Origin of the sequence: Mesorhizobium sp. NPDC059054, from assembly GCF_042739215.1 — a bacterium.
Classification (GTDB): domain Bacteria; phylum Pseudomonadota; class Alphaproteobacteria; order Rhizobiales; family Rhizobiaceae; genus Mesorhizobium.
In genome coordinates this window covers 1,112,199-1,131,159 of the sequence record NZ_JBHYHV010000001.1, presented here as the reverse complement: position 1 = coordinate 1,131,159, position 18,961 = coordinate 1,112,199, and the positions used below count along the sequence as shown (strand labels likewise).

The 18,961-nt window shown below is 60.9% G+C and carries 29 protein-coding genes; 3 read left to right on the top strand and 26 right to left on the bottom strand.

Translation table 11 applies throughout. The features are described from left to right. Window positions 1-69: 69 nt before the first annotated feature. From rplF to rpsL, 21 genes are all read right to left on the bottom strand, one after another. Window positions 70-603, bottom strand: coding sequence for a 50S ribosomal protein L6 (rplF, locus tag ACFWXH_RS05510; RefSeq protein ID WP_054311490.1), 534 nt, complete (start codon window positions 601-603; stop codon window positions 70-72). Between the two features lie 32 nt (window positions 604-635). Next, window positions 636-1,034 carry a 30S ribosomal protein S8 gene (rpsH, locus tag ACFWXH_RS05505; RefSeq protein WP_054311489.1) on the bottom strand — a complete coding sequence of 133 codons (399 nt, stop codon included), beginning with the start codon at window positions 1,032-1,034 and terminating at the stop codon, window positions 636-638. A 12-nt stretch (window positions 1,035-1,046) separates the two neighbouring features. Then, window positions 1,047-1,352, bottom strand: coding sequence for a 30S ribosomal protein S14 (gene rpsN, locus ACFWXH_RS05500; RefSeq protein ID WP_054311488.1), 306 nt, complete (start codon window positions 1,350-1,352; stop codon window positions 1,047-1,049). Between the two features lie 27 nt (window positions 1,353-1,379). Beyond that, a complete protein-coding gene (gene rplE / locus ACFWXH_RS05495) occupies window positions 1,380-1,949 on the bottom strand; it encodes a 50S ribosomal protein L5 (protein ID WP_054311487.1) in 570 nt (189 codons plus the stop codon). Beyond that, window positions 1,942-2,256 (bottom strand): 50S ribosomal protein L24, encoded by a 315-nt coding sequence (rplX, locus tag ACFWXH_RS05490; protein WP_054311486.1) that lies wholly within the window; start codon window positions 2,254-2,256, stop codon window positions 1,942-1,944. The genes rplE and rplX overlap by 8 nt, the downstream gene beginning before the upstream one ends. 12 nt (window positions 2,257-2,268) lie before the next feature. Next, window positions 2,269-2,637 (bottom strand): 50S ribosomal protein L14, encoded by a 369-nt coding sequence (rplN, locus tag ACFWXH_RS05485; RefSeq protein ID WP_024924768.1) that lies wholly within the window; start codon window positions 2,635-2,637, stop codon window positions 2,269-2,271. A gap of 73 nt (window positions 2,638-2,710) precedes the next feature. Continuing rightward, on the bottom strand, window positions 2,711-2,950 hold the full coding sequence (rpsQ, locus tag ACFWXH_RS05480) for a 30S ribosomal protein S17 (RefSeq protein WP_054311485.1): 240 nt from the start codon (window positions 2,948-2,950) through the stop codon (window positions 2,711-2,713). Window positions 2,951-2,961: 11 nt separating this feature from the next. Continuing rightward, window positions 2,962-3,162 carry a 50S ribosomal protein L29 gene (rpmC, locus tag ACFWXH_RS05475; protein ID WP_054311484.1) on the bottom strand — a complete coding sequence of 67 codons (201 nt, stop codon included), beginning with the start codon at window positions 3,160-3,162 and terminating at the stop codon, window positions 2,962-2,964. Window positions 3,163-3,176: 14 nt separating this feature from the next. Then, entirely contained in the window at window positions 3,177-3,590 is a 414-nt protein-coding gene (gene rplP, locus ACFWXH_RS05470) for a 50S ribosomal protein L16 (protein WP_054311483.1), read from the bottom strand. 27 nt (window positions 3,591-3,617) lie between these two features. Continuing rightward, window positions 3,618-4,340, bottom strand: coding sequence for a 30S ribosomal protein S3 (gene rpsC / locus ACFWXH_RS05465; RefSeq protein WP_054311482.1), 723 nt, complete (start codon window positions 4,338-4,340; stop codon window positions 3,618-3,620). After that, the gene (gene rplV / locus ACFWXH_RS05460) at window positions 4,340-4,729 is read right to left on the bottom strand and encodes a 50S ribosomal protein L22 (RefSeq protein ID WP_054311481.1); all 390 of its coding nucleotides are present in this window, start codon (window positions 4,727-4,729) and stop codon (window positions 4,340-4,342) included. Before rplV ends, rpsC begins: the two co-directional genes overlap by 1 nt. A gap of 3 nt (window positions 4,730-4,732) precedes the next feature. Beyond that, on the bottom strand, window positions 4,733-5,011 hold the full coding sequence (gene rpsS / locus ACFWXH_RS05455) for a 30S ribosomal protein S19 (RefSeq protein WP_054311480.1): 279 nt from the start codon (window positions 5,009-5,011) through the stop codon (window positions 4,733-4,735). Window positions 5,012-5,027: 16 nt separating this feature from the next. Continuing rightward, window positions 5,028-5,861, bottom strand: coding sequence for a 50S ribosomal protein L2 (gene rplB / locus ACFWXH_RS05450; RefSeq protein ID WP_054311479.1), 834 nt, complete (start codon window positions 5,859-5,861; stop codon window positions 5,028-5,030). A gap of 23 nt (window positions 5,862-5,884) precedes the next feature. Then, window positions 5,885-6,178 carry a 50S ribosomal protein L23 gene (locus tag ACFWXH_RS05445; RefSeq protein ID WP_054311478.1) on the bottom strand — a complete coding sequence of 98 codons (294 nt, stop codon included), beginning with the start codon at window positions 6,176-6,178 and terminating at the stop codon, window positions 5,885-5,887. Next, the gene (gene rplD, locus ACFWXH_RS05440; protein WP_054311477.1) at window positions 6,175-6,795 is read right to left on the bottom strand and encodes a 50S ribosomal protein L4; all 621 of its coding nucleotides are present in this window, start codon (window positions 6,793-6,795) and stop codon (window positions 6,175-6,177) included. The genes ACFWXH_RS05445 and rplD overlap by 4 nt, the downstream gene beginning before the upstream one ends. Further along, entirely contained in the window at window positions 6,795-7,508 is a 714-nt protein-coding gene (gene rplC, locus ACFWXH_RS05435; protein WP_379118173.1) for a 50S ribosomal protein L3, read from the bottom strand. Before rplC ends, rplD begins: the two co-directional genes overlap by 1 nt. Window positions 7,509-7,567: 59 nt before the next feature. Further along, window positions 7,568-7,876 carry a 30S ribosomal protein S10 gene (gene rpsJ / locus ACFWXH_RS05430; protein ID WP_006205468.1) on the bottom strand — a complete coding sequence of 103 codons (309 nt, stop codon included), beginning with the start codon at window positions 7,874-7,876 and terminating at the stop codon, window positions 7,568-7,570. A gap of 65 nt (window positions 7,877-7,941) precedes the next feature. Then, complete coding sequence (gene tuf / locus ACFWXH_RS05425) at window positions 7,942-9,117, bottom strand: elongation factor Tu (protein WP_054311475.1); 1,176 nt, start codon at window positions 9,115-9,117, stop codon at window positions 7,942-7,944. A gap of 67 nt (window positions 9,118-9,184) precedes the next feature. Then, window positions 9,185-11,275 carry an elongation factor G gene (gene fusA / locus ACFWXH_RS05420; protein ID WP_054310842.1) on the bottom strand — a complete coding sequence of 697 codons (2,091 nt, stop codon included), beginning with the start codon at window positions 11,273-11,275 and terminating at the stop codon, window positions 9,185-9,187. 29 nt (window positions 11,276-11,304) lie between these two features. Next, a complete protein-coding gene (gene rpsG, locus ACFWXH_RS05415; protein ID WP_054310841.1) occupies window positions 11,305-11,775 on the bottom strand; it encodes a 30S ribosomal protein S7 in 471 nt (156 codons plus the stop codon). Window positions 11,776-11,839: 64 nt separating this feature from the next. Beyond that, the gene (gene rpsL, locus ACFWXH_RS05410; protein WP_024927095.1) at window positions 11,840-12,211 is read right to left on the bottom strand and encodes a 30S ribosomal protein S12; all 372 of its coding nucleotides are present in this window, start codon (window positions 12,209-12,211) and stop codon (window positions 11,840-11,842) included. A gap of 476 nt (window positions 12,212-12,687) precedes the next feature. Between rpsL and ACFWXH_RS05405 the strand changes: the two genes are divergently transcribed. Continuing rightward, entirely contained in the window at window positions 12,688-12,972 is a 285-nt protein-coding gene (locus ACFWXH_RS05405) for a hypothetical protein (RefSeq protein ID WP_054310844.1), read from the top strand. Window positions 12,973-13,055: 83 nt separating this feature from the next. Further along, a complete protein-coding gene (locus ACFWXH_RS05400) occupies window positions 13,056-13,982 on the top strand; it encodes a Gfo/Idh/MocA family protein (protein ID WP_379118170.1) in 927 nt (308 codons plus the stop codon). An 82-nt stretch (window positions 13,983-14,064) separates the two neighbouring features. Here ACFWXH_RS05400 and ACFWXH_RS05395 read toward each other — a convergent pair whose 3' ends face one another. From ACFWXH_RS05395 to ACFWXH_RS05385, 3 genes are all read right to left on the bottom strand, one after another. Further along, window positions 14,065-15,483 (bottom strand): APC family permease, encoded by a 1,419-nt coding sequence (locus ACFWXH_RS05395; RefSeq protein ID WP_379118169.1) that lies wholly within the window; start codon window positions 15,481-15,483, stop codon window positions 14,065-14,067. A 230-nt stretch (window positions 15,484-15,713) separates the two neighbouring features. Continuing rightward, on the bottom strand, window positions 15,714-16,253 hold the full coding sequence (locus ACFWXH_RS05390) for a methylated-DNA--[protein]-cysteine S-methyltransferase (RefSeq protein ID WP_379118167.1): 540 nt from the start codon (window positions 16,251-16,253) through the stop codon (window positions 15,714-15,716). 118 nt (window positions 16,254-16,371) lie between these two features. Continuing rightward, window positions 16,372-17,115, bottom strand: a complete 744-nt coding sequence (locus ACFWXH_RS05385) for a 2OG-Fe(II) oxygenase (RefSeq protein ID WP_379118165.1) — start codon at window positions 17,113-17,115, stop codon at window positions 16,372-16,374. Window positions 17,116-17,416: 301 nt separating this feature from the next. Between ACFWXH_RS05385 and ACFWXH_RS05380 the strand changes: the two genes are divergently transcribed. Beyond that, window positions 17,417-18,466, top strand: a complete 1,050-nt coding sequence (locus ACFWXH_RS05380) for a glycosyltransferase family 2 protein (RefSeq protein ID WP_379118163.1) — start codon at window positions 17,417-17,419, stop codon at window positions 18,464-18,466. Here the strand turns inward: ACFWXH_RS05380 and ACFWXH_RS05375 are convergent. Then, window positions 18,463-18,702 carry a hypothetical protein gene (locus ACFWXH_RS05375; protein ID WP_379118161.1) on the bottom strand — a complete coding sequence of 80 codons (240 nt, stop codon included), beginning with the start codon at window positions 18,700-18,702 and terminating at the stop codon, window positions 18,463-18,465. The two genes, ACFWXH_RS05380 and ACFWXH_RS05375, sit on opposite strands and share 4 nt — an antisense overlap. Beyond that, entirely contained in the window at window positions 18,699-18,938 is a 240-nt protein-coding gene (locus ACFWXH_RS05370) for a hypothetical protein (RefSeq protein WP_379118159.1), read from the bottom strand. The genes ACFWXH_RS05375 and ACFWXH_RS05370 overlap by 4 nt, the downstream gene beginning before the upstream one ends. Window positions 18,939-18,961 lie beyond the last annotated feature (23 nt).

Genomic DNA, 18,961 nt, shown 5'->3' with positions numbered 1-18,961 from the left:
GCAACACCCCGTGGCGTTGCATTTCTCTGGTCCGGCCCTGTCCGAACAATCCGTTCAGGGCCGAGCCGATTACTTCTTCTTGCCTTCCTTGCGGACGATCTTCTCGCCAGCATAACGCACGCCCTTGCCCTTGTAGGGTTCAGGACCGCGATATTCGCGGATCTCGGCCGCGACCTGGCCGACCTGCTGCTTGTCGATGCCCGAAACGGTGATTTCGGTCGGCTTCGGCACAGTGATCGTGATGCCCTGCGGGGTCTCATAGACCACGTCGTGCGAGAAGCCGAGCGCGAGCTGCAGGTTCTTGCCCTGCATGGCAGCACGGTAACCGACGCCGGTGATCTCGAGCTTCTTCTCGAAGCCGTCCTTCACGCCGGTCAGGATATTGACGATCTGAGTACGCGACATGCCCCACTTGGAGCGGGCGTCCTTCGACTGATCGCGCGGCTCGACGGCGATCTGGCCTTCGTCCAGCTTGACCAGAACTTCGTCGTTGACCACGAACTTCAGTTCGCCCTTCGGACCCTTGGCCGTCACGGTCTGGCCGTTGACAGAAGCGGTCACGCCGGCCGGTACGGAGACGGGTTTCTTACCAATACGAGACATTTTCTCTCGTCCTTCCTATCTCAACTCGCCGATCAGAAGATCTGGCAGAGGACTTCACCGCCGACGTTCTGCTCGCGTGCTTCGTGATCGGCCATAACGCCTTTCGGGGTCGAAAGGATGGCGATGCCGAGGCCGTTGGCGACCTGCGGGATCGACTTGGCCGAAACGTAGACGCGGCGGCCCGGCTTCGAAACGCGAGAGATGTCGCGCACGACCGGATTGCCGTCGAAGTACTTCAGTTCGATCTCGATTTCCGACTTGCCGTTGTCGAAGTCGGTCTGGCTGTAGTCGCGGATGTAACCTTCCGACTTCAGCACATCGAGAACACGGGCACGCAGACGCGAGGCCGGGGTCGACACGGTCGACTTCTTACGGCCATAGGCATTGCGGATGCGGGTCAGCATATCGCCGAGAGGATCGCTCAATGACATATCATGTCCTCCTTACCAGCTCGACTTGACCAGGCCAGGGATCTGGCCGTTGTTGCCAAGATCGCGAAGCGCGATACGCGAGACCTTGAGCTTGCGATAGAAGGCGCGCGGACGGCCCGTGACTTCGCAGCGGTTACGGATACGGATCTTGGCCGAGTTGCGCGGCAGGGCCGAGAGCTTCAGCTGGGCGCGGAAGCGCTCGTCCATCGGCTTGGACTGATCCATGACGATTTCCTTGAGGGCCTTACGCTTGGCAGCGTACTGGTCCACAAGCTTGCGGCGCCGGTTGTTCTTCTCGACTGAGCTGGTCTTTGCCATTTCAGATTTTTCCTTTGCTCGCTGCCGTTACTGGCGGAAGGGGAAGTTGAAAGCCTTGAGCAGCGCCCTGGCTTCGTCGTCCGTCTTCGCAGTCGTACAAACGATGATGTCCATGCCCCAGATCTGATCGACCTTGTCGTAGTTGATCTCCGGGAACACGATGTGCTCCTTGATGCCCATGGCGTAGTTGCCGCGGCCATCGAAGCTCTTCGGATTCAGGCCGCGGAAGTCGCGAACGCGCGGCAGCGCGATGTTGACCAGGCGGTCCAGGAATTCATACATGCGCTCCTTGCGAAGCGTCACCTTGGTGCCGATCGGCATGTTCTCACGAACCTTGAAGCCGGCGATCGACTTGCGGGCGCGGGTGACGACCGGCTTCTGGCCGGCAATCAGCGCCAGGTCCTCGGCAGCCACGGAAGGCTTCTTGGAATCAGCGGTAGCTTCGCCGACACCCATGTTCAGCACGATCTTGTCGAGACGCGGGATCTGCATCTCGTTGTCGTACTTGAACTGCTCCAGCAGCGCCTTCTTGATGGTCTCGTTGTAGACCTGCTTCAGGCGCGGCGTGTTCTGCGCGGTTTGTGCTGCCTTAGCCATTGATGACTTCTCCCGAGCGCTTGGCGACTCGTACCTTCTTGCCGTCCTTCTCGAGCTTGAAGCCGACGCGGGTCGGCTTGCCGTCCTTGGGATCGGCAACGGCGATGTTCGAAAGATGGATCGGCGCTTCCTTGCGGATCAGACCGCCCTGCTGGGCCTGGGTCTGGCGCTGGTGGCGGACCACGATGTTGATACCGCGAACAATGGCGGTGTCTTCCTTCGGCTGAACGGACAGAACTTCGCCGGAGCGGCCCTTATCCTTGCCGGAAAGCACGACGACCTTGTCGCCTTTACGGATCTTTTGCATTTCTCCGGCTCCTTACAGCACTTCAGGTGCGAGCGAGATGATCTTCATGTGGTTCTTCGCGCGAAGTTCGCGCGGAACCGGCCCGAAGATACGGGTGCCCACCGGCTCTTTCTTGTTATCGACGAGAACGGCTGCGTTCTTGTCGAAACGGATCACGCTGCCGTCCGGACGACGGATGTCCTTGGCCGTGCGAACCACGACCGCCTTCATCACATCACCCTTCTTCACGCGGCCGCGCGGAATGGCTTCCTTGATCGACACCACGATGATGTCGCCAACGGATGCATACTTCCGCTTCGAACCGCCCAGCACCTTGATGCACATGACACGACGGGCGCCGGAGTTGTCCGCGACGTCGAGGTTTGTTTGCATCTGAATCATGACTGGCCGCCTTCTTCTTCGCTATCGGGACGGGCTTAAAAGCCCCTCCCCGGTCTGTCCAAAATTCGTTTCGTTACGCCTGATCGGAACCGATCACGACCCAGCGCTTATCCTTGGAGATCGGAGCCGACTCCTGGATAGACACCTGGTCGCCCACCTTGTGGGTGTTGTTCTCGTCATGCGCCTTGTACTTCTTCGACATGCGCACGGTCTTCTTCATCACCGGATGGGTGAAGCGACGCTCGACCTTGACGACGACCGTCTTCTCGTTCTTGTCGCTGACGACGGTGCCCTGCAGGATGCGCTTTGGCATGATTCTCGTCCTTATGCCTTCTTGGCCGCTGCTTTTTCAGCAGCGATGGTCTTGATGCGCGCGATGTCCTTGCGGACCTGCTTCACGCGCGCGGTCTTTTCGAGCTGGCCGGTGGCCTTCTGAAAGCGCAGGTTGAACTGCTCCTTCTTCAGATCGGCAAGATCAGCGTCGAGCTCGTCGACGGTCTTCATACGTACATCAGAGGCCTTCATCGCTTAGCCCTTTCTTATTCTGCAATGCGCTGCACGAAGCGCGTGCGAACCGAGAGCTTGGCGGCACCGAGGCGCAGAGCCTCGCGGGCGATCTCTTCCGACACACCGTCGATCTCGAACATGACGCGGCCCGGCTTGACGCGGCAAGCCCAGTAGTCGACCGCGCCCTTACCTTTACCCATGCGCACTTCGGTCGGCTTCGAGGTCACCGGAACGTCCGGGAACACACGGATCCAGACCCGGCCGGCGCGCTTCATCTCGCGGGTGATCGCGCGGCGAGCCGCCTCGATCTCACGCGCGGTGACGCGGTTCGGCTCCAGCGCCTTCAGTCCGAAGCCGCCGAAATCCAGATTGGTGCCGCCCTTCGCGGTGCCGTGGATGCGGCCCTTGAACTGCTTACGGAACTTTGTGCGCTTTGGCTGCAGCATCGTTCTAACTCCAAATTCCCTTGCCTATCAGGCGTTTTCGCGACGACGACCGCGCTCGGAGCGCTCACCGCCCTGCGAATGGTCGCCTTCGGTGGCACGACGTTCCGAAGCCATCGGGTCATGCTCCAGGATCTCGCCCTTGAACACCCATACCTTGACGCCGCAGATGCCATAAGCCGTCTGAGCTTCAGCGGTGCCGTAGTCGACATCGGCGCGCAGTGTATGCAGCGGCACGCGGCCTTCACGATACCATTCCATACGGGCGATTTCGGCGCCGCCAAGACGACCACCGCAGTTGATGCGGATGCCCTCGGCACCGAGACGCATGGCCGACTGCACCGCGCGCTTCATGGCGCGACGGAATGCAATGCGGCGCTCGAGCTGCTGGGCGATCGACTGGGCGATCAGCGTCGCGTCGATCTCCGGCTTGCGCACTTCAACGATGTTGAGATGCGTCTCGGACTGCGTCATCTCGGTCAGCTTCTTGCGCAGCTTTTCGATGTCGGCGCCCTTCTTGCCGATGATCAGACCTGGACGAGCGGCGTGAATGGTCACGCGGCACTTCTTGTGCGGACGCTCGATGACGATCTTGGAGATCGCGGCCTGCTTGAGTTCCTTCTCAAGATACTCGCGGATCTTCAGGTCTTCGTGCAGCAGCTTGCCGTACTCGCCGGTGTTCGCGTACCAGCGCGAATCCCAGGTGCGGTTGATGCCGAGACGGAGACCGATCGGATTGATTTTCTGGCCCATTATGCAGCCTCCCCTTTCTCTTCAACCTCACGCACGACGATCGTGAGGTGCGAAAACGGCTTTTCGATACGGCTGGCGCGACCGCGACCACGAGCGTGGAAACGCTTCATGACGATCGACTTGCCGACATAGGCCTCGGCCACGATCAGCGCATCGACATCGAGGTCGTGGTTGTTTTCCGCGTTGGCGATCGCCGATTCCAGCGTCTTCTTCACGGTCTCCGAAATCCGCTTGCGCGAGAATTCCAGATCGTTGAGCGCAGTCGCAACCTTCTTGCCGCGGATCAACGCAGCAACCAGGTTCAGCTTCTGCGGGCTGATACGGATCGTGCGCAGGACGGCACGAGCCTCGTTATCAGCAAGCCTGCGCGGAGCTTTGGCCTTGCCCATGATTTACTTCCTCTTCGCTTTCTTATCCGCGCCGTGACCGTAATAGGTCCGGGTCGGAGCGAATTCACCGAACTTGTGGCCGACCATGTCCTCGTTCACGGAGACCGGGACGTGCTTCTGGCCGTTGTAGACACCGAAGGTGAGGCCGACAAACTGCGGCAGGATGGTGGAGCGGCGGCTCCACATCTTGATCACCTCACTACGACCACCTTCACGAACCTTGTCTGCCTTCTTCAGAAGGTAGCCGTCGACGAAGGGGCCTTTCCAAATCGAACGAGTCACTTGGCGTTACCTCTTCTTAGCTCTTGCGCTGATGGCGCGAGCGCACAATGAACTTATCGGTCGCCTTGTTGGACCGCGTCTTCTTACCCTTGGTAGGCTTACCCCACGGGGTGACCGGATGACGGCCACCAGAGGTACGGCCTTCACCACCGCCATGCGGATGGTCGACCGGGTTCATGGCAACGCCGCGGTTATGCGGACGCTTGCCGCGCCACACCGAACGACCGGCCTTGCCGTCGTTGATGTTGCCGTGATCAGGGTTCGACACGGCGCCGACGGTAGCAAAGCAAGAGCCGTGTACGATGCGCTGCTCACCCGAATTAAGGCGCAGGATCGCCATACCCTGGTCGCGACCGACGAGCTGGGCATATGCACCAGCGGAACGGGCAACCTGGCCGCCCTTGCCGGGCTTCAGCTCGATGTTGTGCACGATGGTGCCCACCGGCATGGCCGAGAGCGGCATCGCATTGCCAGGCTTCACGTCGACCGATTCACCAGCCACAACCTTGTCACCGGCCTGCAGGCGCTGCGGCGCGATGATGTAGTTCAGCTCGCCATCCTCATACTTGATGAGGGCGATGAAGGCGGTGCGGTTCGGGTCGTATTCCAGGCGCTCGACCGTGCCGACCACGTCGAACTTGCGACGCTTGAAGTCGATGATGCGGTACGTGCGCTTGTGACCACCGCCGATGAAGCGGGCAGTGATGCGACCGTAGTTGTTGCGGCCGCCCGACTTGGTCAGGCCCTCGGTCAGGCCCTTGACTGGCTTGCCCTTGTGGAGGCCCGAGCGGTCAACGATGACCAGCTGGCGGGTGCTCGGCGTTATCGGGTTGTATTTCTTCAGTGCCATTGTCGTTGTCCTCGCGGCCTAGCTCAGAGACCCGTCGCGACGTCGATCGACTGGCCATCGGCCAGCGTCACCACTGCTCGCTTGACGTCGCCCTGGCGGCCAATCGTGCCGCGGAAGCGCTTCACCTTGCCCTTGCGGACCAGAGTGTTCACAGCCGTCACCTTGACGCCGAACAGCGCCTCGACTGCTGCCTTGATCTCCGGCTTCGACGCCTTCTTGGCGACGTTGAAGACCACCTGGTTCTGCTCGGACGCCATGGTCGACTTTTCGGTGATCGCCGGCGAGACGATCACGTCGTAATGACGAAGGTCGGTCATTTGAAGCGCTCCTCGAGAGCCTCGACGGCGGCCTTGGAAAGGACCAGCGTGCCGCGGCGCATAATGTCGTAGACGTTGATGCCCTGGATGGGCAGCACGTCGATGTTCGGGATGTTCGAAGCAGCCCGCTTGAAACCCTGGTCGAGTTCCGCACCGCCGATGAACAGCGCGTTGGTCAGACCGAGCGACGCGAAGTTCTCAACCAGAGCCTTGGTCTTGGCCTCGGCCAGCTTCAGATCGTCGACAACGATGAGCGACGAGCTCTTCGCCTTGGCCGAGAGCGCGTGCTTGATACCGAGCGCGCGGACCTTCTTGGGCAGGTCGTGCTCATGGCTGCGGGCAACCGGGCCATGGGCCTTACCACCGCCACGGAACTGCGGAGCACGTGCCGAAGAGTGACGGGCACGGCCGGTACCCTTCTGCTTGTACATCTTCGCACCGGTGCGCGCGATGTCGGCGCGACCTTTGGTCTGGTGCGTGCCCTGCTGCTTCTTGGCGAGCTGCCAGCGGACGACGCGAGCGAGGATATCCTCGCGCGGCTCAAGGCCGAAGATCTCTTCCGAGAGCTTCACCTTGCCGGCGTCCTTACCGGCGAGAGTGGTGATCTTGAGGTCCATTATTCCGCTCCCTCGGTGGCCGGAGCCTGATTGTTGGCGGCGGCGCGGATCGCGGCCGGCTTCGGCGCGTTGGCAGGCAGCGCCACCTTGGCGGCGTCACGAACCAGGATCCAGGCGCCCTTGGTGCCCGGAACCGCGCCACGAATGAGGATAAGGCCGCGATCGGCGTCGGTCGAAACGACCTCGACGTTCTGCGTGGTCACGCGGGTGGCACCCATGTGGCCGGCCATCTTCTTGCCCTTGAACACCTTGCCGGGGTCCTGGCGCTGACCGGTCGAGCCGTGCACGCGGTGCGACAGCGAGTTACCGTGGGTCGCACGACCACCACCGAAGTTGTGGCGCTTGATGACACCCTGGAAACCCTTACCGGTCGAAGTGCCGGTAACGTCGACCTTCTGGCCGGCGACGAAGTGGTCGACGGTCAGCTCTGCGCCGACGTCCAGCAGGTTGTCCGGCGAAACGCGGAACTCGGCAACCTTGGCCTTGGGCTCCACGGAGGCGGCGGCGAAATGACCGCGCATGGCCTTCGACGTGTTCTTGACCTTGGCAAGCCCGACGCCGAGCTGAACGGCGGTGTAGCCATTCTTTTCCTGCGTGCGCTGCGCGACGACCTGGCAGCTCTCCATGCGGAGAACGGTAACGGGGACATGCTCACCGGCATCATTGTAGATGCGGGTCATTCCCACCTTCTGTGCAATTACACCTGAACGCATCGGTTCATCTTCCTTCAGAGGAGCGGGCCGGGTTGCCCCGCCGGCTCATGGTTCAGCTCTTAGAGCTTGATTTCGACATCCACGCCGGCGGCCAGATCGAGCTTCATCAGCGCATCAACCGTCTGCGGGGTCGGGTCCACGATGTCGAGCAGGCGCTTGTGGGTGCGCATCTCGAACTGTTCGCGGCTCTTCTTGTCGACGTGCGGCGAACGGTTGACCGTGAACTTCTCGATGCGGGTCGGCAGCGGAATCGGGCCGCGGACGTTAGCGCCGGTGCGCTTGGCCGTCGAAACGATTTCACGCGTCGAAGCATCGAGCACGCGGTGATCGAACGCTTTAAGTCGGATGCGGATATTCTGTCCGTTCATGCGTCTATTCCTTGTTCTGGCGCGGCGCGGGCGTATTCCCGCCCGCGACAGATCTCTTGTTCTTCTTACTCGACGATGGAAGCGACGATGCCGGCGCCGACGGTGCGGCCGCCTTCGCGGATAGCGAAGCGCAGCTTCTCTTCCATGGCGATCGGCACGATCAGCTCGACGTCAACGGTGATGTTGTCGCCTGGCATCACCATCTCGGTGCCGGCCGGCAGCGAAACGATGCCCGTCACGTCCGTCGTGCGGAAGTAGAACTGCGGACGGTAGTTCGTGAAGAACGGCGTATGACGGCCACCCTCTTCCTTCGTCAGGATGTAGGCTTCCGCCTTGAACTTCTTGTGCGGCTTCACCGAACCCGGCTTGGCCAGAACCTGGCCGCGCTCAACGCCCTCACGGTCAACGCCGCGCAGCAGCGCGCCGATGTTGTCGCCGGCCTGGCCCTGGTCGAGCAGCTTGCGGAACATCTCAACGCCCGTGCAAGTCGTCTTGGCCGTCGGACGGATGCCGACGATTTCCAGTTCCTCGCCGACCTTGACGATGCCGCGCTCGACGCGCCCCGTCACGACCGTGCCGCGGCCCGAGATCGAGAACACGTCTTCGATCGGCATCAGGAACGGCTTGTCGATCGGACGCTCCGGCGTCGGGATGTAGGCGTCAACCTCTTCCATCAGCTTGCGAACCGCGTTCTCGCCAATCTCCTTGTTGGAGTCTTCGAGAGCCGCCAGCGCCGAACCCTTGACGATCGGAATGTCGTCGCCCGGGAACTCGTACTTCGACAGAAGCTCGCGAACTTCCAGCTCCACCAGCTCCAGAAGCTCGGCGTCGTCGACCTGGTCGACCTTGTTCAGGAACACAACGATCGCAGGAACGCCGACCTGGCGCGCCAGAAGGATGTGCTCGCGCGTCTGCGGCATCGGGCCGTCGGCAGCCGAAACAACCAGGATCGCGCCGTCCATCTGGGCAGCACCGGTGATCATGTTCTTCACATAGTCGGCGTGGCCGGGGCAGTCGACGTGCGCATAGTGACGGGTCGGCGTCTCATACTCGACGTGCGCCGTCGAAATCGTGATGCCGCGCGCCTTCTCTTCAGGCGCTGCGTCAATCTGGTCGTAGGCCTTGAATTCGCCGAAATACTTCGTGATCGCCGCCGTCAGCGACGTCTTGCCGTGGTCAACGTGACCAATCGTGCCAATGTTCACATGAGGCTTCGTACGCTCGAATTTACCTTTTGCCATGTGAGGTCTCCATTTCCTGCCTGCCCGTGAGGGCGTTGATCCTAGTTACGGACGCAATTCCTCGGAATTACGCGTATTTCTTCTGAACTTCCTGAGCGACCGCGGTCGGAACCGGCTCATAGTGGTCGAACTGCATCGTGTACTGGGCGCGGCCCTGCGACATCGAACGCAGCGAGTCGACGTACTTGAACATGTTGGCCAGCGGCACCATCGCGTTGACGACGACGGCCACGCCACGGGTTTCCTGACCCTGGATCTGGCCGCGGCGGCTGTTCAGATCGCCGATGACGTTGCCGACATAATCCTCCGGCGTAACGACCTCGACCTTCATGATCGGCTCAAGCAGCTGGACGCCGAGCTTCGGAGCAGCTTCCCTGAAAGCAGCGCGCGAAGCGATTTCGAAGGCCAGGACCGAGGAGTCGACGTCGTGGAAGGCGCCGTCGATGAGCGTCGCCTTGACGCCGATCATCGGGAAGCCTGCGAACGGACCGGACGACATGACCGAACCGATGCCCTTCTCGACACCCGGGATGTATTCCTTCGGAACCGAACCGCCGACGATCTTGGACTCGAACACGTAGTCCTCGCCTTCCGGATTCGGCTCGAACACCAGCTTGACGCGGGCGAACTGGCCGGTACCGCCGGTCTGCTTCTTGTGGGTGTAGTCCTGTTCGTGGGTACGGGTGATCGTCTCACGATAGGCCACCTGCGGGGCGCCGACATTCGCCTCGACCTTGAACTCGCGACGCATGCGGTCAACGATGATGTCGAGGTGAAGCTCGCCCATGCCGGCGATGATGGTCTGACCCGATTCCTCGTCGGTCTTGACGCGGAAGGACGGATCTTCAGCCGCCAGACGATGCAGCGCGAGGCCCATCTTTTCCTGGTCACCCTTGGTCTTCGGCTCGATGGCGATCTGGATGACCGGATCCGGGAATTCCATGCGCTCCAGGATGACCGGGTGCAGCGGATCGCACAGCGTGTCGCCGGTGGTCGTTTCCTTGAGACCGGCCAGAGCGACGATGTCGCCGGCATAGGCCTCATCGATATCAGCGCGCGAATTCGCATGCATCTGCAGCATGCGGCCGATGCGCTCCTTCTTGCCCTTCACGGTGTTGTCGAGCGACGCACCCTTGGTGAGCTTGCCCGAATAAATGCGTGCGAAAGTGAGCGAACCGACGAACGGGTCGTTCATGATCTTGAAGGCGAGCATGGACAGCGGCTCGTTGTCGTCCGCGTGACGCTCGATCTCGGCATCGGTCTTGGCATCGACGCCCTTGATGGCCGGAACGTCGATCGGCGACGGCAGGTATTCGACAACGGCGTCGAGCAACGGCTGCACACCCTTGTTCTTGAAGGCAGAGCCACAGAACATCGGGTAGAACTTGACCGCAATGGTGCCCTTGCGGATCAGCTTGCGGATGGTGTCGTTGTCGGGAAGATTGCCTTCAAGATAGTTGTTCATCGCGTCGTCGTCCATCTCGACGGCGGCTTCGATGAGCTTCTCGCGATATTCTTCGGCCTTTTCCTTCAGGTCGGCCGGGATCTCAACGACATCCCAGGCGGCACCGAGCGATTCATCGCGCCAGACCAGCGCATTCATCTCGACCAGGTCGACGACGCCCTTGAATTCACTCTCGGCGCCGATCGGCAGCTGCATGACGACGGCCTGCGCACCAAGGCGCGAACCAATCATCTCGACCGAGCGGTAAAAATCAGCGCCGATCTTGTCCATCTTGTTACAGAAGATCATGCGCGGAACGCGATACTTGTCGGCCTGGCGCCAGACAGTCTCGGTCTGCGGCTCGACACCGGCATTGGCGTCGAGCAGCGCGATGGCGCCGTCGAGCACGCGCAGCGAACGCTCGACTTCGATGGTGAAGTCGACGTGGCCAGGGGTATCGATGATGTTGAAGCGGCGCATCTTGCCGTCACGGCCCTGCCAGAAGGTCGTGGTCGCAGCGGACGTGATGGTGATACCGCGCTCCTGCTCCTGCTCCATCCAATCCATGGTTGCAGCGCCGTCGTGGACTTCGCCGATCTTGTGCGACTTGCCCGTGTAATACAGGACGCGCTCGGTCGTCGTCGTCTTGCCGGCGTCGATGTGCGCCATGATACCGAAATTGCGGTAGTCTTCGATTTTATATTCGCGGGCCATGGGAGGTGCCTCTCAAGTCTCGTTCGCGCTTACCAGCGGTAGTGCGCGAAAGCGCGGTTGGCTTCCGCCATCTTGTGGGTGTCTTCACGCTTCTTCACGGCGGTGCCGCGGTTGTTGGCCGCGTCCATCAATTCGCCGGAGAGGCGGTCGACCATCGTGGTCTCGTTGCGGTTGCGCGCAGCGGTGATCAGCCAGCGAATGGCGAGAGCCTGGCGGCGCTCCGGACGAACATCGACCGGGACCTGATAGGTGGCACCACCGACGCGACGCGAGCGCACTTCGACGTGCGGAGCGACGTTGTCGAGCGCCTGATGGAAGACGGCGACCGGCTCCTGCTTGGTCTTGGACTGCACCTGGTCGAGCGCGCCGTAGACGATCGTCTCCGCAATCGACTTCTTGCCATCATACATGACGGCATTCATGAACTTGGTGATCACAAGATCGCCGAACTTCGGATCCGGATTGATCTCACGCTTATCTGCACTGTGGCGACGGGACATGGCTCTTGTCTCTCAATCTCGCAGGCTTGGCGCACAAATAAAAAAGCGCCGAAGCCGGAAAACCTTACTTCGGACGCTTCGCGCCGTACTTCGAACGGCGCTGCTTGCGGTTCTTGACGCCCTGGGTGTCGAGCACGCCGCGAATGACGTGATAGCGCACACCCGGAAGGTCTTTCACGCGACCGCCACGGATCATGACGACCGAGTGCTCTTGAAGGTTATGGCCTTCACCCGGGATGTAGCCGATCACCTCGAAACCATTGGTCAGACGGATCTTGGCCACCTTGCGCAGAGCCGAGTTCGGCTTCTTCGGCGTGGTGGTGTAAACGCGCGTGCAGACGCCCCGCTTCTGCGGGTTCTGCTGCATGGCCGGGACCTTGTTTCGCGTTGCCGGCACCTGGCGCGGCTTGCGGATCAGCTGGTTTACGGTAGGCATTAAACCTTCCTTCTGTGTCTCAATCTCGTGTCGCAAACCCGTTAGGGCCGTTTCAAGCGGCTTTCCATACGCAAATTCGGGCCGAAACCGCGCGTTTGCGGTCTTGCCCGAACAAAAAGCAGAGGAAGCGTTGCCGCTTCATGCGTGACGGAAATGTCATTCGCTCGTAAAACGAACCCTGTTTGAGGCAAACTCCAAGGCGCGACGCCCCGGAAAAGCTGACCTCACATCGGTTCAGACGTCGCGGCTTCTACTCGCAACATCGCAAACCGTCAACCCCGCAACCCCAGAAATTCCGCTAGTGCCGAGGCTTGGCTGCCATGCGCGCAATGCATGTAATATTGTTGCGTCTTTTTGCGCATGCAGGGAAGAAAGTGACCGGGTTGCGACTGTCACCCGGCCAAGCTTCGTGCAAAAAGGAGCGAAACGTCCCTTTGGACAGGTATATACGAAGGAATCAGTCTTTGCAGGATCCCCTGAACGACAATGACGAACCGCGGCCGGTCATGATCATCACCGGCCGAATCTGGAAGAAGAAGGGCGGCAAGCCGGAAGGTGTCCACGTCATGCTGATGGCGCCCGATGATGATTCCGCCGTGCGCCGTGCCCTGGAATCACTCGCGGCCGAAGGTTATGCCGAGGCTGAGCTCGACCAGATCGGCGAGATGCAGGAAGAACCTGACGAGGAGCCGCATCTTTCGGCCTACCAGGGCGCACTCGAGGGCGAAGTCTCGATCGTCACTTTCGACGAGCCGATCTAGCCGTCAACAGAGCAACCGGATCGCAACCGTTCGCTCGCGGCGGGATCCGAAGTACCATCATTATCAGGGAGAAAGCGCTCTTCATGCCGCAACCCATTCGCATCGCCGTCGTCGGCGTCGGCAAGATCGCCCGTGACCAGCATCTACCGGCACTTGCCGGAGACGAGGACTTCCAGCTTGTCGCGGCGGCGAGTCGGCACGGAACGGTGGACGGCATCCCGAACTTCCACGACATTGAAACACTCCTGGAATCCGCACCCGAGATGGAAGCGGTGTCGCTGTGCATGCCACCGCAGTTTCGTCACGACGCGGCGCGTGCGGCAATCCTTGCCGGCAAGCATGTCTTCATGGAAAAACCGCCGGGCGCGACAGTAAGCGAAGTCGAGCAGTTGAAGACGCTTGCGGCTGAAAAAGGCGTGACGCTGTTTGCTTCCTGGCATTCGCGCTATGCGCCGGCCGTGGAGGCAGCGCGAGCCCTCCTCGCTTCGACGCAGATCAAGGCGGCCGCCATCAACTGGAAGGAGGACGTCCGTCGCTGGCATCCGAACCAGGACTGGATCTGGCAACCCGGCGGCTTCGGCGTGTTCGACCCCGGTATCAACGCCTTATCGATCGCCACCCATATCCTGCCGCCGATGTTCATCACTCAGGCGACGCTCGACTTTCCGGAAAACCGTGGTGCGCCGATCGCGGCACAGGTAACCTTCCGCACCGATAACGGCATCCCGGTCGCCGCCGATTTCGACTGGCGCCAGACCGGACCGCAGAGCTGGGACATCCTGGCCGAGACCGACAAGGGTTCGATGGTCCTATCCAGCGGCGGCGCCAAGCTTGTTGTCGATGGCAAAATCCTGCAGGAAGGCCCGGACATGGAATATCCGATGCTCTACCGCCGCTTCGCCGAACTGGTGCGCGGTCAGAAATCTGATGTCGATCTCGCGCCCCTGCAGCATGTGGCGGACGCCTTCATGCTTGGCAGGCGCAACGTGGTCGAGGCTTTCTTCGACTGACAGACAGAAGGCACGCAGCACAAACAAAAAAACCGGCAGGCGTTTCCGCCTGCCGGTTTTTTCATCTGCCCATGCTGATCCCTTAGTTGACGGGGCCAGGCATACCGCCCTCGCCCACCGTCGGCGCTTCCGGCTTCACGCCGGTGGCGCGATTGATGAAAACGGTGACCACCCACAGCACCACGCCGATCGCCAGAAGCACGCCGGCGATCTTGTACTGATCTGGATTGCGGCCAGTCCATGGGCCCGTCAGAAAACCGCAGGCAATCGCACCAATCACCGGCAGGATGGTCGGCGCAGTGAAATGGGCGTGATCGACCTTGTCCTTGCGCAACACCAGCACAGCGATATTGACGACGGTAAACACGCAAAGCAGCAGCAGAGCCGTGGTTCCGCCAAGCTGCGGCACCGAACCGACGAATGTGATGAGGCCAAAGGCCAGCAACGTCGTGAAGATGATGGCGATGTAAGGCGTCTTGCGGCTCGCATGAACCTTGCCGAGCACCGGCGGCAGCACGTGCTCACGGCTCATGCCGTAAACCAGGCGACTCGCCATCAGCATGTTGATGAGCGCGGAATTCGCCACGGCAAACATGGTGATGAAGGCGAAGATCCAAATCGGGAAACCTGGCGCGCCGGTCGACACCACTTTGAGCAGCGGCGCTTCGCCCTCGCCGAGTTCGGCCGGATCGACGAGCGTGACCGACGAAACCGAGACCAGCACATAGATCACGCCGGTGATGAGCAGGCCGGCAAGCAGTATCTTCGGGAAGATCTTGGTCGGCTCCTTGGTCTCCTCGGCCATGTTCACCGAATCCTCGAAACCAACCATGGCGAAGAAGGCAAGCGTGGTGGCGGCAATCACCGGCCAGAATGAGCTGACACCCTCCGGAGTGTGGAACTCGGTGACTCGCGAGACATCGCCCTGCCCCATGCCGATCGCCCAGAGACCAATGGCGATGACAATGAGCAGGCCGGTCAGTTCGACGCAGGTCAGAACCACGTTGAGTTTCACGCTCTCGCCGACACCGCGGAAATTCACCGCCGCGACGATCGCCATGAAAGCGAGGCCAAGCAGAATGACTCCGGTGCCGCTTTCCAATCCGAGGCCAAAGGCGGAGGAGAAATTGACCGCGAAAGCGCGCGAAGCAGTCGAGGCCGAAGTGATACCCGAACACATCACCGCGAAGGCCACGATGAATGTGACGAAATGGATGCCGAAGGCCTTGTGGGTGTAGAGCGCCGCACCTGCTGCGCGAGGGTATTTCGTGACCAGTTCCAGATAGCTGAAAGCGGTGATGACGGCGACGACAAAGGCGACCAGGAATGGCAGCCACACCACGCCACCGACCTGCTTGGCGACCTGCCCGGTCAAGGCGTAGATGCCGGTGCCTAGAATATCACCGACAATGAACAGCAGCAGCAGCCATGGGCCCATGACGCGATGGAGACTGGGCTCCGCCGCGTCTTTGTGGCCTGGATTCAAGGTTGCATCGGTCATAGGTCCCTCCTCGTTGCCGTGCCGCGACCATCGGTCGAACAGGACACGGCATCCACGTTTCGCGCATGAGCCGGCCGGCGCTCCGGTCACGGATCAAACTTTGGACCCACCCTTCATCCCCTGGTTGAGTATGGAGCAGCGACAAGGGATGTCAAACTGACGCACCTGACCAGCACTGGCTGCCCGAACGACGGCCGTGTTGCCACGAGTTTGGCGATATCCAGCCGACCTCACCGACCGGCGTAGCGTGCCTCATGATCGAGCAGCCAGCGCTTGCGTTCCAACCCACCGCCATAGTTGGTGAGCGCACCGTTGGCGCCGACCAGGCGATGACAGGGCACGACGATCGAAAGCGGATTGGAGCCGTTGGCATGGCCGACCGCGCGAGCCGCATTCGGCCGGCCGAGCCTTTCAGCGAAAGCGCCATAGGCAAGCGTTTCGCCGGGTGCGATCTCGCGCAGGGTCGTCCACATCTCGTTCTGGAACGATGTACCGTCCAGCCTGACCGGCAAGGTGCGGAGAAAACCAACCTCACCATCGAAGTATGTCGCGAAAGCTTGCCGCGACTTGGTCGAGACAGTCCCCGCCCTCAGTTGATAGCGGCCCGACGCCAAACGATGGCTCAGCCAGCGATCCATGCGGTCGTCGCAGTCGGCAAACTCGACCATGAACAGTGCGTCAGCCTCGTCCTCGATCACGACGAGCGGTCCGATCGGCGTCGCAACCGTTCCGGAGATCAAACCGATCTGCTCCGTGCCCTTCCGCGTCATAGAAGCCCTCTGCATTTTCAACCGCCGATGCCGACCGCCATCTTCGCGGAGCTTAGCCGTTTCACGCTTCGTTTCCTGTCAGGAGCAACGGGAACATCACAGAAAAGAGCGCAGATTTTCACCGGGCGTCGTGAAAGATGATGCCCACCGTATGGCGGTGTCCTGAGCGGATCCTGCTCACGCCATGACGCAGGTTGACGCGATAGTTACCCTTGGTGCCTTGCACCGGTCGATTGTGAACAGCGAAAGCGACGGCATCACCCTGGCGCAACGGCACGACTTCCGCACGGCTTTGCATGCGCGGACGCTGCTCGGTCAGCACGAACTCACCGCCGATGAAGTCGCGGCCAGGTTCGGAAAGCAGCACGGCAACCTGGATCGGAAAAGTGAGATCACCATAGAGGTCCTGGTGCAGGCAGTTGAAATCGCCTGTCTTATATTGCAGCAGCAGCGGTGTCGGCCGCTTCTGACCGGCGTCGTGACAGAGATGGAGATAATCTTGATGGGCCGCCGGATAGCGTTGATCGATACCCATACGCCCGTTCCAAGCGTTGGCGACAGTAGCCAGGTGAGGATAAAGCGCGGTGCGCAACCCGCCGATCAGGCCCGGCAGCGGATATTTGAAATAGCGGTACTCGCCTTTGCCAAAACCATGGCGCGCCATGACAATGTGACTGCGGAAGTGCTCTTCATGAGGATAGAGATCGGCGGTGGCCTTGCACTCCTCAGGTGAGATCAGGTTCTCCAGCACAGCGCAGCCATAAGTATCCAGATCGGCACCGAGTGCCTTCCAATCATAGCTGACCACCCGCTCATCGGCGACTTGACTGGCCCGTTGGCGGATGCGGATATTGGCATTCATAGCGGCCTCCTTGCGTTGGAGCGTTCCCGCCTTCAGATGGCTGGAGCGATACGATCTCGCCAGAGATTAGGCCTCGCGCAAACCTGCCGCATTCCGTTTCTTGCGAAGCCGCTCCAAATGGCTGCGTCACCAAATGATCATGGAATGATCATATTGCAGAGGTTGCGGAATCGCTGACTGGACCTTTAAGGTCACCCTGCGTCAGACAGGCCCGTTGTGGGGACATCTGATCGCCAGGCAGCGGCGGAGGAACGGTTCCCCGCAACGACAACCGAAGTCGGGCGGGCGGAACGAGGTATCGTTGCCGGACCCAGTATCGATCGTCATCTCCAACTACAACTATTCGCGCTTTCTCGATCGCAGTATCGGCAGCGTGCTGCAGCAGGATTATCCGCATGTCGAGGCAATCGTCGTGGACGACGCTTCGACCGATCATTCACCTGCGATCATCAAGTCTTATGGAGACAGGATCCGCCCGCATCTGAAAACAAGCAATGGCGGGCACGCCGCGGCCTTCAACACCGGTTTCGCCATCAGCAACGGCAGCATCGTCTTCTTCCTCGATGCCGACGATTATCTTTACCCCGATGCCGTCTCCAAGGTCGTCGAAGCATGGCGAGCGTCGACCGCTCAGTTGCAGTTCAGGCTGCATCTGGTCGATGAGCAGGAGCAGGTGAAGGACGTCTTTCCGCCACCTGAATGGCCTTTCGACACCGGCGACGTAACCGCGAAACTCCTCCATCGTGGCCGCTATCAGACAACCGTCACCAGTGGACTTGCCTTTTCCCGCTCGGCGCTGGAGCCGATCATGCCGATACCGGAAGAGGAATTTCGCCAGGGAGCGGACGGCTACCTCGCCACACTCGCGCCGCTTCGCGGAGACGTGCAGGCGCTCGAAAGCCCGCTTGGAGCCTATCGTATTCATGGCTCCAACCACTCGGTATTCGGAGGCAAACTCGCCAAGCGCGCGCGCTGGCGCGTCGAGCATGACCTTCACCGGCTGAACGCACTTTCAGCCGAGACGAAGGCTGTCGGTCTCAAACTCAAGGGCAATCCCGCGTTGCGCGATCCGTTTCATCTCGAGGAACGACTGGCCTCGCTCTGCTTCGACGAAGCCCTGCATCCGATGCCTGGAGATTCACGCCTTGGCCTGGCCACGGCAGGCGCCACCGCCAGCTTCGACATGCAGTATTCGCTGCGCCGGCGCGCCGCCCAGGCAGCGTGGTTCATGGCAGTCGGCCTGCTGCCGAGACAACAGGCAAGGACGGTCCTATCCTGGAAGCTGGTCGCCGCGTCCCGACCGAAATTTCTCGCCCGGCTGTCGAAAGGCATCAGACGCGCGATGGGTTAGCAGTCTCCGCCGCGCAACGATTTCACCAGGCGGCCGATAACAGGATCGAATGCTTTCGCTCGTGCCTTGTCATATTCGAGGCGGAAGTATGCGACCGCGTCGTTGCAGACCGGGATCGCGCGTTCGTAGTAGACACGATCACCCTTCGAACCCGACCATACCGCCCAGTTGGACTTGCGTCGCTGGTAGGCAACCGACCAACCTTCAGCCTCTTCCTGGCCAATGCGCCATTTCACTTCTTCGCAAAACGGCCCTCGCTTGGATAGCTGCCCCAAACGGCAAGTTTGGCGTTTCCGTCGGGCGATTGCGCGGTGCCGCCATCGCCATTTGCGGATTCCTCGATGGCCGAGAAATCTCCCGGAACATCGATCCAGTAGTTGTAGCGGGCGTTTCCGTATGGCTTCCAGTCGCCAGCCACGGCCTGGGCAGTCGCCGCAGGTGAGAGAGCGACGGCGAACGCAATGTATCTCATGGCAACGTATCTCATGGCCATCT